This is a genomic window from Burkholderia theae, assembly GCF_048565265.1.
Taxonomy (GTDB): Bacteria; Pseudomonadota; Gammaproteobacteria; order Burkholderiales; family Burkholderiaceae; genus Burkholderia; species Burkholderia theae.
Genome location: NZ_CP183462.1, coordinates 2722853 through 2735904 on the forward strand (window position 1 = coordinate 2722853; position 13052 = coordinate 2735904).

Consider the following 13052-nt stretch of genomic DNA (forward strand, 5'->3'; position numbering starts at 1 on the left):
ACGGCGAAAGCGGGAACGAAAATGAAAACGGCGCGTGACACACGCGCCGCCGCCACCTCAACCTGCCGGGATCATCACTCGGCCGCGCGCGCCGCATCGCGCAGCGCCATCGGCGACGCGCCGTAGCGCTCGCGAATCGCGCGGCTGAAGTGCGCCTGGCTCGAGAATCCCCAGCGAAACGCGATCTCGCCGACGCTGGTCTTGCGCAGCCGCGCATCCGTCAGTTCGCGATGCGCGTGCGACAGCCGTTCCGACCAGATGTGCTGCGTGATCGATTCGCCTTCCGCCGCAAACAGCCGGCCCAGGTGCCGCAGCGACAACCCGACCGCATCGGCGACGGCCTGCGGCCCGAGCTCCGGATCGCCGAGATGCGTCGCGATGTACTGCTTCGCGGTCAGCAGGTACGACAGCGACGCGCGCGATGCGCCCGCGCCGTTCACTTCCGCGTCGATGAGTTCCGCGATCAGCGTGCGCGTGTACTCGGCGAAACGTGCGGCGTCCTGCTCGACCGGCTCCTTCATGAAACGCTCGACGCTCGCGCGCAACGTCGTGCCGAGCATCGCGCCCGCGCCCGGTTTCGGTGCGATCCGCAGCGGCAGCGCCGCCAGCTCGGCATCGAGCCGGTCGTCGAACGTCGTGATCGGGATATCGATCAGCAACTGCCGCATCGGCGTCAGGAATCCGAACAGATAAGGCACGCGCGTGTCGTACACGACGACGTCGCCGGCTTCCGCGAGCAGGCAGCGGTCGCGCTGGATGAAATACGCCCGCCCGCTCAGGATCTGGCACGCGAACAGCGACTCCTTCGGCAACTGGCGCACCAGCGCGGGGCTGCGCTCGATCACGTGATCCCGGCCGCTGATGTCGGCGATGCCGAGGCCCGGCAGCGCGATGTCGGTCTTCTCGACTTCGAGCCCGGCCGGCGACAGCGACGAGCAGCGCAGGCCGACCAGCGTCGCCGCATTGAACGCATCCCAGTACGCCATCCTGTCGCGCGCCGGCACGTCGGCCGTCGAGCCTCGCGTGCGTGAAAAAACGGTCGAATTCGTCACGTCGCCTCCTGCGGGCGCCTGTCGTGCGAGCGGCACGGATTGGGGGATGGTTCGTCTGGATTCTGGTGCAGTGCAATGTCCGGCGCGGTCAAGCAATTCGTCCAGCCCAGTCAAGAGCGGCGCGCACCGGCTGGCTAAAGTCGAGCCCACGACACCGACATACAAGGAGACAGACCGTGGTCGACCAAGCCGTATCCGAATTCTGGCAAAACATCCCGCCGATTGCCAATCCGTTCAAGCCCGATGCGCTGCCCGAAGCCTATATCCCGAACGCGGCCACCGATGACGAGCGTTATTACGTTCCGTTCACCGAAACGGTTTCGTCGCGGCCGCTGTGGATCTCGCCGTCGCAGAACAAATGGTGCGACATCCTGATGGCGAAGGAAGCCGGGCTCGTGAACCGGCACTATCACCCGCACGAGGTGTTCGCGTACACGCTGTCCGGCAAATGGGGCTACCTGGAGCACGAATGGACCGCGACGCGCGGCGATTTCGTGTACGAGACGCCGGGCGAGGGCCACACGCTCGTCGCGTTCGATCATCCGGAGCCGATGCGCGCGTTCTTCATCGTCAAGGGCCCGCTGATCTGGCTCGACGAAGCAGGCAACCCCGACGGCTATTTCGACGTGCACTCGTACATCGCGATGTGCAAGGCGCATTACGAGAAGGTCGGCCTCGGCGCGCAAGCGATCGAGAAGCTGTACCGCTGACGCGCGACGAGGCCCGCCATGTCATCCCATCCCTCCCCCAGACTCGCATGGACGTACGAGAACAGGCTGCTGCTGATCCTGTTCATGACGTTCGGCTTCGTCTTCTTCGACCGCCTCGCGCTGTCGTTCCTGTTCCCGTTCATGTCGGCCGAGCTGCACCTGACGAACACCCAACTCGGCATGGTGTCGTCCGCGCTCGCGCTCACATGGGCGCTGTCGGGCGCCGCGACCGGCGCGTGGTCCGATGCGCGCGGCACACGCAAGCCGCTGCTGATCGCGGCCGTGCTCGGCTTTTCCGTGTGCTCGGCGCTGTCGGGGCTCGTCGGCGGCTTCGCGAGCCTGATCGCGTTCCGCGCGCTGATGGGCATCGCCGAAGGCCCCGTGCTGCCGCTGTCGCAATCGCTGATGGTCGAGAGCTCGACGCCGAGCCGCCGCGGGCTGAACATGGGCCTGCTGCAAGGCTCGGCCGCCGGCCTGCTCGGCGCGATGATCGGCCCGCCGGTCGTGATCGGCATCGCGACCGCGTATGGCTGGCGCCACGCGTTCTACGTGTCGTGCATCCCGGGCTTCCTGATCGCGTTCTGCATCTGGCGCTGGGTGCGCGAAACACCGCCCGGCGGCGCACGGCATGCGCAGGCCGACACCGTCGGCACGCCGGCGGCCGGTGGCGCGGCGATCAGCCGCTGGGCGCTGCTGAAGGAACGCAACATCCTGCTCTGCGTGCTGATCAGCTGCTTCTTCCTCACGTGGTTCATCGTGATCATCTCGTTCGCGCCGGTCTTCCTCGTCGAGAGTCGCCACCTGTCGCCGTCCGACATGGGCGTCGTGATGACCTGCCTCGGCGCCGCGTGGGTGTTCTGGGGCTTCGCGGTGCCGGCGATCTCCGACCGCATCGGCCGCAAGCCGACGATGATCGTGTTCGCGCTGATCGCCGCCGTGTGCCCGGTCGCGTTGATTCACGCGAATTCGCTGGGGGCGCTCTGCGTGCTCGTGCTCGCGACCTACACGGGCCTCGGCTGCTTCACGCTGTTCATGGCGACGATCCCGGCCGAAACGGTGCCGCCCCGCTCGATCGCCAGCGCGCTCGGGCTGATCATGGGCGCGGGCGAGCTGATCGGTGGCTTCGTCGCGCCGACCGTCGCCGGCTTCGCGGCCGACAAGTACGGCCTGCAGTTCGCGATGTGGACGTCGGCCACCGGCGCGATCCTCGCGTGCGTGCTGTCGTTCGGCCTCGTCGAGACCGCGCCCGCCGTGCTGCGCAAGCGCGCGCTCGCCGGCGCTGCCGCGAACCGCCTCGATGCGCAGAACCTCGGAGGACGATGACATGCGAGCCCTTCAATGGCATGGCCCGCGCGACGTCCGTCTGGTGGAGATCGATACGCCGCCCGTCGGCCCCGGCGACGTGCGCATCGCGGTCGCGTATTGCGGGATCTGCGGCAGCGACCTGCACGAATATGCGGACGGCCCGCACGCGATTCCGGTCGACGCACCGCATCCGCTATCGCAACGCACCGCGCCGCTGACGCTCGGCCATGAGTTCTGCGGCACCGTCGTCGAGGTCGGCGAAGGCGTGACGGCGCTGCGCGCGGGCGATCGCGTCGCGGTCGAGCCCGAGTATCGCTGCCACCAGTGCGCGTACTGCCGCTCCGGGTCGTACAACCTGTGCGTGTCGATGGGATTCGCCGGGCTGATGGGCGACGGCGGGATGGCCGACTTCGCGGTCGTGCCGGCCTACATGCTGCATCGGCTGCCCGACGGCGTGAGTCTCGAACAGGCCGCGGTGATGGAGCCGGCCGCCGTCGCGCTGCATGCGCTGCGGCGCGGCGCGCTGCGGCTCGGCGAGACCTGCGCGGTGTTCGGGCTCGGGCCGATCGGCCTGCTGCTGATCCTGCTCGCGAAGCTGCAGGGCGCGACGACGATCGTGGCCGTCGACGTATCGCCCGAACGGCTCGCGGCCGCCACGCGCTTCGGCGCGACGCATACGTTCGATGCACGCGCGCTCGATGCATCCGCGCTGCAGGACGCGATCCGGACGGCCACGGGTGGGCTCGGCGTCGACGCGAGTTTCGAGGCGGCCGGGCTGCCGGCCACGTTCGAAGCGGCAATGCAGGCGCTGCGCAAGGGCGGCCGCGTCGTGATGGTCGGCCTGATGCCGCATGCGGGCTTCGACGCGTTCCGCGCGGTCAACGACGAGCTGACCTTCACCGCGAGCGTCGGCTACCGGCATGCGTACGAGGACCTGCTGCGCATCGTCGCGTCGGGCGCGCTCGATCTGACGTCGATCGTCACGCGCACCGTGTCGCTGGAAGATGCCGTCGCCGACGGCTTCGACGCGCTGCTGGCCGACCGCACGCAGATCAAGATCCTCGTTTCACCCGCGCAACGGCCCGCCCGTCGCGCACACACCATCGGGAGTGTCGAGCATGAGTCGTCAGTGGGCGTTTGAGGGTCGGTCCGTCGTCGTGACGGGCGGCACGTCGGGCATCGGTGCACGCACCGCGTTGAGGTTCGCGCAGGCGGGCGCGTCGGTCGTCGCGCTCGGGCTCGATGCCGGCGGCCCGCATGCGCCGGTGCATGCGGGCATCCGGTGCGTGGAGCTCGACGTCACCGACAACGATGCGCTGACGCGCACGATCGCCGCGCTGCCGCGGCTCGACGTGCTGGTCAACGGCGTCGGCATCAGCCGGCACGCGGACGAATACCGGATGGACCAGTTCGAGCTCGTGCTGAACGTGAACCTGACGTCGGTGATGCGCGCATCCGACGCCGCGCGGCCGGCGCTGTCGGCGAACGGCGGCAGCATCGTCAACATCGCGTCGATGTACACGTACTTCGGCAGCAAGGACCGCCCCGCATACAGCGCGAGCAAGGGCGGCATCGCACAGCTCACGCGCTCGCTCGCGCAAGCGTGGGCCGATCGCGGGATTCGCGTGAATGCGGTCGCGCCCGGCTGGATCGATACGCCGCTCAGCAGCGGGCTGATGGCCGACACGCAGGCGTCGCGCCGCATCCTCGAGCGCACGCCGCTCGGGCGCTGGGGCACGGCCGATGAAGTCGCGGAAGTGATCCTGTTCCTGTGCTCGCCCGGCGCGTCGTTCGTCACCGGTGCGGTCGTGCCGGTGGACGGCGGGTATTCGACGGTCTAGCGCGCCGCGTACGCGGCAGCGGCGGACAGGCGACAGCCCGCCGGTGCCGCGTGCGCGATCCGGTTCCTTTCGGTTGCACCTGAATCGGGATCGATCCCGGCCAGGTTCAATCATATCAATCAGTAGTCCAATCAAAAATATCCGATCCGATCGGAAACATGTGAGGAGCACATTGGAGATGACGAAAAAGACCCTTCTGGCGCTCGCCGTCTGCGCGATTCCTGCTGCATCGTTCGCGCAAAGCAGCGTGACGATGTTCGGGCTGATGGATGCCGGTATCAGTTATGTCAGCAACCAAGGCGGCCACGGCAATCCGAAATTCGACGACAACATCTTCTTTCCGAACCTGCTCGGGTTCGAAGGCAAGGAGGATCTCGGCGCGGGCACGCGTGCGATCTTCCGGCTCGTCAACCAGTATTCGCTCGGCAACGGCTCGATCATCGGCGGCGGCTTGTTCGCGCGGCAAGCCTACGTCGGGCTGGAGAACGACCGCTACGGCAAGCTCACGCTCGGCAACCAGTACGAGTTCATGGTCGATTCGCTCGCCGCCAGCGGCAACGAGATCGCGCAGGATCTCGTCGGCCTGTACGGCTTTCGCAACGGGCCGTTCGACAAGCTCGCGCTGCCGAACAACCCGACCGGTGCGTTCGACTGGGATCGCGTCGCGGGCAGCAATCGCGTCGCAAATTCGGTCAAATACACCAGCCCGTCGCTGTCGGGCCTGACCTTCGGTGCGTTGTACGGCTTCGGCAACGTCGCGGGGTCGGTCGGCGCGAACAACACGGTCAGCGTCGGCGCAAGCTACGACAACGGCCCGTTCGGCGCGGGCGCGGCCTATACGAACCAGAAATACGGCGCGTCGGCGGGGCTGCCGCCGACCAGCGTGCGTAACTGGGGCGCCGGCGTGCACTACACGCTCGGCACGGTCACGGGGAAGGCACTCGTCACGACCGTGCACAACGCGCAGAACGGCGCGGGCGCGTGGTCGGCGGAAGCCGGCGCGGCGTGGCACCCGTCGCCTGCGTGGGTGGTCGGCGCGAGCTATACGTACATGAAGGGCAACGACACGCTCGACAACGCGCATGCGCATCAGATCCTGGCCGCCGTCCAGTACTGGCTGTCGAAACGCACGATGGTGTATGTGGCGGCCGCGCATCAGCGCACCGGCCACGGCAGCAACGCGCAGATCAACGGCGTGATGGATGCGAACGGCGCGTCGAGCGGCGCGCTGCAGTCGATCGCGCGGATCGGGTTCAGTACGCGGTTCTGACGGAGAAGGGGTCGGCCGGTTTGCGCCGGCCCGGTCGACCCGGCGCGTTACCGGCCTTTCATGCGGTAACGCGCCTGCCACGCACTCAGAAGCGAATCGTGACGGATTTCGGTTCCGTATAAGCGTCGATGAACGACGAGCCGTATTCGCGGCCGATGCCGGAACCCTTCGCGCCGCCGAACGGCACGGCCGGGTCGACCAGCGTATGCATGTTCACCCAGACAGTGCCGGCCTCGATGCGCGGCACATAGCGCAGCGCCTTCGCGAGATCGTTCGTCCACAGGCTCGCGGTCAGCCCGAAAGGCGTGTCGTTCATCATCGCGATCAACTCTTCGTCATCGTCGAACGGCACGAATGCGCCGACCGGGCCGAAGATCTCCTTGCGGTACGAATCCGATTGCAGCGACTTCGGCAGAACGATCGTCGGCTTCACGTAAAAACCGTCGCGCGCATAAGCACCGCCGCCCGTGACGATGGTGTCGCCGTCCGCCCGGGCCCGGTCGAACGCATCGATGCACTTGCGGAACTGCGGTTCGTTGCACACCGGGCCGATCGTTCCCGCGTCGTCCATCGGGTCGGACGGCTGGAAGGCATCCAGCCGCGCCTTCAGTTTCTCGACCACCTCGTCGAACTGAGAACGGTGCACGAAGAAGCGCTCCGCCGACGCGCACACCTGCCCGCTGTGCAGGAACCCGGCCTCGATCACGCCATCCAGGATCTTCTCGACCGGCGTATCCGGCAAAAAGCCGGCGGCGTTCTTGCCGCCCAGTTCGAGCGTGAAGCGCGTGAAGTTCGCGTTGACGGCTTCCTCGCCGATGATGCGGCCGGTCGGCACCGAGCCCGTGAACGAGACCTTCGCCACGCGCGAATCGCGGATGACCTGTGCGCCGACCTTGCCCGTGCCGTTGATGACGTTCAGCGTCCCCGGCGGCAACCCGGCTTCGGTGCCCAGTTCGGCGATGCGCAGCATCGTGAGCGGCGTGAACTCCGACGACTTGATCAGCACCGTATTGCCGGTCGCGAGCGCCGCGCCGAATTTCCACACGGGAATCATCACCGGGAAATTCCACGGGATGATGCCGAAGACCACGCCCAGCGGCTCGCGCAGCGTAAACGACGTGTACCGCTCGCCATTCATGCTCGGAAACGACGGCGCGAGCGTTTCGCCCGTGATCTTGGTGGCCCAGCCCGCGTAATAGCGCAGCCAGCGGGCCGACCAGCTCACTTCGATCGCCCGCGACAGTCCGATCAGCTTGCCCGACTGCGCGGTTTCGATCTGCGCGATTTCCTCGCCGTGCGCGTCGATCAGATCCGCGAACCGCAGCAGGATGCGCTCGCGATCGGCCGGCGTCGCCTGCGCCCACTCGCCGCGGAACGCGCGATGCGACGACGAAATCGCAGCCTCGATCTCGTCGTCGGTCGCCTGCGCGACCGAACCGATCACCGCGCGCGTGGCCGGATTGCGTACGTCGATCCGTTCGCCGCCGCTGCCGGCCACTGCCCGGCCGTCGATGTAGTGACCGTGCTCGCGCGCGAGAAACCGTTTGACCTCGTCCAGCATCTGTACCAATGCCATTTGCCTGCCTCCAGAAGTTCCGGAAATCGATGTGAATGAAATGCCCGATCAGGCCGCGCTGGCGATCAGGTCCGACGCCTTTTCGGCGAGCGCGATGGTCGGCGCGTTCGTGTTGCCGCTCGGGATGCTGGGCATCGTCGAGCTATCGGCCACGCGCAGCCCCGCGATGCCGTGCACGCGCAGTTGCGGATCGACGACGGACGACGCCGCGTCCAGGCCCATCCGGCACGTGCCCACCGGGTGATAGACCGTCTTCGCCGCGCCGCGCACCCAGTCCTCGATGCCCGCTTCGTCGTCAGGCGGGCAATCCGGCGAGAAGATCTCGTCGACGTGTGCCGCGAGCGCCGGCTGGCGCAGGATCTTCAGCGCGAGCTTCGCCGCGCGAATCTGGCCGTCGACGTCCCGGCGGTCAGCCAGGTAACGGCCGTCGATGCGCGGCAGGTCGTCCGGGTTCGACGAACGGATCATCACGCGCCCGCGCGAATGCGGCTGCAGATGGCCCGTCTTGATCGTGATGCCGTGCGTCCGGCCCTGCGTCACGCCGATCGGATCGTCGAACGAATCGATGATCGGCAGGAAGTGGAACTGGACGTCCGGCTGCCCCTGCCCGCAGGTATCGACGAACGCGAACCCTTCGAGCACCGGCGAAGTCAGCACGCCCGAGCGGAAAAACTTCCATTCGATGCCGTGCTTGAGCGCACGCCATCCCTTGTCCTGACCGTACAGCGACACCGGCGTGCGGATCGTCGCGTTCACCGACATGTGCAGGTGGTCGTGGAAATTCTCGCCCACCGGCAGCTCATGCCGCACCTGGACGCCCGCGCCGTCGAGCACGTTGCGCGGCCCGATGCCGGACAGTTGCAGGATCTTCGGCGAACCGATCGCGCCGGCCGTCACGATGATTTCCGAACGCGCATGCGCCGTCACGCGCCGGTTGCCCTGGCGATAGGTGACGCCCGTTGCGCGGCCGCCTGCGATCTCGACGCGCTCGACCAGCGCGTCGACTTCGAGGCAGAGTTCGGCGCGGTTCCGGACCGACTTCAGGTATGTCGCGGCGGTGGAACCGCGCTCGCCGTTGAAGATCGTCGCCTGATAGAACCCGACGCCCTCCTGGCGCTCGCCGTTGTAGTCGACCAGGTAATCAAGCCCCATCTGTTGGCCGGCCCGCACGAACGCCTGCGAAAGCGGATGCCGGTAGCGGATCTCGGTGACTTGCAGATGCCCGTGGTTGCCGTGAAAAGGCGCCGTCAGCGACTCGTTGTTCTCCGCCTTCGCGAAGTAGCGCAGCATGTCGTCGGCGCCCCAGCCCTTGCAGCCGAATTCGTTCTCCCAACGGTCGTAGTCGTTGCGGTGCCCGCGCACGTAAAGCATCCCGTTGACCGAACTCGAGCCGCCGAGCACGCGCCCCTGCGGCACCGCGATCGACCGGCCCTTCACGTCGTCCGACGGCTCGGCGGCATACGGCCAGGTATGGCGCGGAATGGCCTTCGCGATCCCGCCCGGCATGTGGATGAACAGGTCCTTGTCGTGCCCGCCCGCTTCCAGCAGCAGGACGGTACCCTTGCGGCGCTCGACGAGATGGGTTGCGATGGTGCAGCCCGCGGACCCGGCGCCAATGACGATGTAGTCGAAAGTTCTATCGGACATCCTGGTATGCGCCCGCCGTCGTCCGCACGACGTTCGCCGGCGCGTGCCGCCGCCGTGTATGTCGCGTGGCCTACGGCGGAGTCTCCTTGAAAATCGATGGGTGTTCTTGATGGCGCGAGCCAGCCGGTGCGGTGGGTCGTGCCGCGGCGGGCATCGCCGTGGCGAAAGCCCGATGCGGGCGGATGACTTGTCGACCGCGTTCCGATTCTAGAAGCGCGTCACCGGCGCACCTCGGCGTTGCGTGCACACTTTTGGCCTCAGCGTGCAGAACGGCGCGGCGACCGTACCGGCTTCATTCATTTGCATTACCCTTGGTGCGTTCCCGGCACCTTCCCTCTCCCGGCCATGGCACATGAACTCGTCGTCAGCGCCACCAACGGCAGCCCGAACCTGCGCGAGCTCGTCGCAGACAGTTTCCTGCCGCTGGTTTTTCACGATACCGGCCCGCTTTTCCGGATGTCGGTGCGTGTCGCATCGGTCGGTGGGCTGCGCATGGCGGAGGTGGACACGACGGCCGTCCAGGTGGACCGCGATCGCGCGCTGGCCGCGCGCACGGAGAGCGACTGCTACAAGATCCTGTTCCAGATCGCCGGGCAAAGTCGCATCACGCAGCGCAACACGACGTCGACCGTGAATCCGGGGGAATGGGTGATCTACGACGCGACCCAGCCGTACCGGATCGAATCCGCGCATGCGTCACGCTTCGTCGCCGCGCTGACGCCGCCGCGCAGCAGCACGATGTGGCGGTGGTTCGTGGAGCGGGAGGGCGTCCAGGTTCGCCAGACCGTCGGCAATGCGCGGCTGGCGCTGCAATCCATCCACTTTCTGATGGACGGGCAGGTGCCGAACGATCCGGAAAGCCTGTTCGGCTTCGAGCAGTCGACGCTGATGCTGCTCGATTCGGTGATTCGCCGCGAAGCCGGCGATTCGCTCACCGGCGCCGACGCGCGCAGCGCGGCCCTGCGCATGAATGCCGAAATCCATCTCGCGCATCACTACCACGACCCCGACCTGTCGCCGGACCGGCTGGCGAGCGCGTTGAACGTATCGCGACGCACGCTTTACAGCGCGCTCGCCGCGACCGACCAGACGCCGCAGAGCCTGATCCAGGAATACCGGCTGCAGGCGAGCCGGCGCGCGCTGGAGGATCCGGCGGATACCAACCGGAATCTGCTGGAGCTGGCGATCGCGTGCGGCTTCTCGGACATCACGCATTTCGGGCGCGCGTTCAAGGCGCGGTTCGGATGCAGCCCCGGCGCTTACCGGCTCGCGCATCGAACGATTTCGGGTTCCTGACTTGAAGCGCTGTTTCCGGTGGTGCCCCGTCCCGCTATCGGCCAGCCGGAAATAATCGATGCGCTGCAACAGCGCTCGATGCATGCACCGGGAATAAATCCGGCCCGGCACCGGTATATCGGGGGTCGCCACGCCGTCCGCCGCCGGACGTGCGGGCGCGCGACACCCACCCGAAACCGCGAGACCGCTCATGTCACAGCCCAATCACGCCGCCTACTCACGCTTCGCGATCGCCATGCACTGGTCGATCGCGATCCTGATCCTGTCGAACCTGTCGATCGGGCTCTACATGGATACGTTTCCGCATAACTCGCCGCAGTTCAACGGCATCCTGTTCTATCACGCGTCGATCGGCAGCCTGATCTTCATGCTGACCGTGCCGCGCCTCGTATGGCGCGCGACGCACACGCCGGCGCCGCTGCCGGACAGCGTGCCGTCATGGCAGGCGCGGATCGCCGGCGCGCTGCACGGCGTGCTGTACCTGCTGCTGTTCCTCGTGCCGCTGACGGGCTACGTGCACCGCCTCGCCGGCGCGCATCCGGTCAGTTTCTTCGGCATCGCGAATCTGCCGGTGCTCGTCGGTCGCGACGAGCCGTTGCGACTGCTGACCGATGCGCTGCATCGCGCACTGGTGCTGACGCTCGGCTTGCTGCTGGTCATGCACGTCGCGGCCGCGCTGAAACACAAGTTCGTCGATCGCGACGGGGTGGCCGCGCGGATGGGCATTTGAGCGGGCGCGCCGGCAACCGGCCGGCGGCCGCCCCGCGGCGCACCTCGCGTTGCGTCAGTCGTCGCCCTTCTCGAGCACGTTCTGCGTGAGCGCGACCGACGGGATCGTCGGCTTGAGCGACCCGCGACGCGCGCGGCCGCTCACCCACTTCCAGCCGATCACGAGCAGCAGCACGACCAGCGGGATCGACGCGATCGTCCACGTGCCGTTCGGGTAGTCGAATGCCATCAGCACCAGCACGCCGAGCAGGAACAGCAGCGTGAGCCACGACGTCACGGGTGCGCCCGGCATCTTGAACGACACGTCGTCCACCTCGCCGCGCCGGACCGCCGCGCGGAACTTCATCTGGCAGACGACGATGAAGCCCCACGTGCTGATGATGCCGAGCGACGCGATGTTCAGCACGATCTCGAACACGCTCGACGGTACGAGATAGTTGAGCAGCACGCCGATCACGTAGATCGCGACCGTCACGAGAATGCCCGCGTACGGCACGGATTGCGCGCTCATCCGCGCGAGGAACGCGGGGGCCGAGCCGCCCATCGACAGCGAGCGCAGCACGCGTCCGGTCGAATACAGGCCCGAGTTGAGGCTCGACAGCGCCGCCGTCAGCACCACCAGGTTCATCACCGAGCCGATGCCCGGCACGCCGAGCGCGCCGAAGAACGTGACGAACGGGCTCTGGCCCGCCTTGTACGCGCTCCACGGCAGCAGGCAGACCAGCAGGACGACCGACGCGACGTAGAAGATGGCGATACGCCAGATCACGTTGTTGATCGCGCGCGGCAGCACCTTGCGCGCATCCTTGCATTCGCCGGCGGCCGTGCCGACCAGTTCGACGCCCGCGAACGCGAACACCACGCCCTGTACCAGCACCAGCGCCGGCATCAATCCGTGCGGGAAGAACCCGCCGTTGTCGGTGATCAGGTGCATGCCCGTGTCATGGCCGGCCACGTGGCCGCCGGTACCCAGGATCACGGAGCCGATCACGAGAAACAGCACGATCGCGGCGACCTTGATCAGCGCGAACCAGAATTCCATCTCGGCGAACCACTTCACGCCGATCAGGTTCATCGTCGCGACGATGCAGAGCGCCACCAGCGCGAAGATCCACTGCGGCACGCCGGAAAACGGCGCCCAGTAATGCATGTAGAGCGCGACCGCGGTGATGTCGACGATGCCGGTCATGGCCCAGTTCAGGAAATACATCCACCCGGCGACGAACGACGCCTTCTCGCCGAGAAACTCGCGCGCGTACGACACGAAGCTGCCGCTGCTCGGGCGATGCATCACGAGTTCGCCGAGCGCGCGCAGGATCAGGAAGGAGAACAGGCCGCACACCAGGTAGACGATCGCGAGCGACGGCCCGGCGGCCTGCAGGCGAGCGCCCGCGCCGAGGAACAGACCGGTGCCGATCGCGCCGCCGATCGCGATCATCTGCACCTGTCGATTGCCGAGGGTCTTGTGATAACCGGCCTCGTGGGATTCGAGCCAGCTCCGCTTGCTGATTTCGCCGCTCGGCGTGGGTTCGGGAATCGATGCCATGGCTGCATCCTCTCGTGCTTGCGTGATTTCGTTCGGACCGTACCGCGATCCGGGCCCGGCGGCGCCCACGGCCGCACGAT

Annotated in this window: 11 protein-coding genes; 7 read left to right on the forward strand and 4 right to left on the reverse strand. The window is 67.2% G+C overall.

Annotation, left to right across the window (positions count from 1 at the left end):
* Positions 1-74: 74 nt before the first annotated feature.
* On the reverse strand, positions 75-1052 hold the full coding sequence (locus ACN22W_RS29860; protein ID WP_419688204.1) for a helix-turn-helix domain-containing protein: 978 nt from the start codon (positions 1050-1052) through the stop codon (positions 75-77).
* A gap of 176 nt (positions 1053-1228) precedes the next feature.
* On the opposite strand from ACN22W_RS29860, the gene ACN22W_RS29865 reads away from it, so the two are divergent.
* The 5 genes from ACN22W_RS29865 to ACN22W_RS29885 all read left to right on the forward strand — a co-directional run bounded on the left by ACN22W_RS29865 (position 1229) and on the right by ACN22W_RS29885 (position 6178).
* Positions 1229-1762, forward strand: coding sequence for a 2,4'-dihydroxyacetophenone dioxygenase family protein (locus ACN22W_RS29865; RefSeq protein ID WP_129516149.1), 534 nt, complete (start codon positions 1229-1231; stop codon positions 1760-1762).
* A gap of 18 nt (positions 1763-1780) precedes the next feature.
* Positions 1781-3085 carry an MFS transporter gene (locus ACN22W_RS29870; protein ID WP_419688205.1) on the forward strand — a complete coding sequence of 435 codons (1305 nt, stop codon included), beginning with the start codon at positions 1781-1783 and terminating at the stop codon, positions 3083-3085.
* Between the two features lies 1 nt (position 3086).
* Positions 3087-4208 (forward strand): 2,3-butanediol dehydrogenase, encoded by a 1122-nt coding sequence (locus ACN22W_RS29875; RefSeq protein WP_419688206.1) that lies wholly within the window; start codon positions 3087-3089, stop codon positions 4206-4208.
* Positions 4186-4908 (forward strand): SDR family NAD(P)-dependent oxidoreductase, encoded by a 723-nt coding sequence (locus ACN22W_RS29880; protein WP_412023452.1) that lies wholly within the window; start codon positions 4186-4188, stop codon positions 4906-4908. The genes ACN22W_RS29875 and ACN22W_RS29880 overlap by 23 nt, the downstream gene beginning before the upstream one ends.
* A gap of 178 nt (positions 4909-5086) precedes the next feature.
* Entirely contained in the window at positions 5087-6178 is a 1092-nt protein-coding gene (locus ACN22W_RS29885) for a porin (RefSeq protein WP_419688207.1), read from the forward strand.
* 85 nt (positions 6179-6263) lie between these two features.
* On the opposite strand, the gene ACN22W_RS29890 is transcribed toward ACN22W_RS29885, so the two are convergent.
* Both ACN22W_RS29890 and ACN22W_RS29895 read right to left on the reverse strand, forming a co-directional pair.
* Entirely contained in the window at positions 6264-7754 is a 1491-nt protein-coding gene (locus tag ACN22W_RS29890; protein WP_419688208.1) for an aldehyde dehydrogenase family protein, read from the reverse strand.
* Between the two features lie 48 nt (positions 7755-7802).
* Positions 7803-9401: a GMC family oxidoreductase gene (locus ACN22W_RS29895; RefSeq protein ID WP_419688209.1), complete on the reverse strand. Its 1599-nt coding sequence runs from the start codon at positions 9399-9401 to the stop codon at positions 7803-7805.
* Between the two features lie 345 nt (positions 9402-9746).
* Here ACN22W_RS29895 and ACN22W_RS29900 point away from each other — a divergent pair, with 345 nt between their 5' ends.
* A complete protein-coding gene (locus tag ACN22W_RS29900) occupies positions 9747-10697 on the forward strand; it encodes a helix-turn-helix domain-containing protein (RefSeq protein ID WP_419688210.1) in 951 nt (316 codons plus the stop codon).
* A gap of 190 nt (positions 10698-10887) precedes the next feature.
* Positions 10888-11427: a cytochrome b gene (locus ACN22W_RS29905; protein WP_419688211.1), complete on the forward strand. Its 540-nt coding sequence runs from the start codon at positions 10888-10890 to the stop codon at positions 11425-11427.
* 54 nt (positions 11428-11481) lie between these two features.
* On the opposite strand, the gene ansP is transcribed toward ACN22W_RS29905, so the two are convergent.
* A complete protein-coding gene (gene ansP, locus ACN22W_RS29910) occupies positions 11482-12972 on the reverse strand; it encodes an L-asparagine permease (protein ID WP_129516141.1) in 1491 nt (496 codons plus the stop codon).
* Positions 12973-13052: the final 80 nt, after the last annotated feature.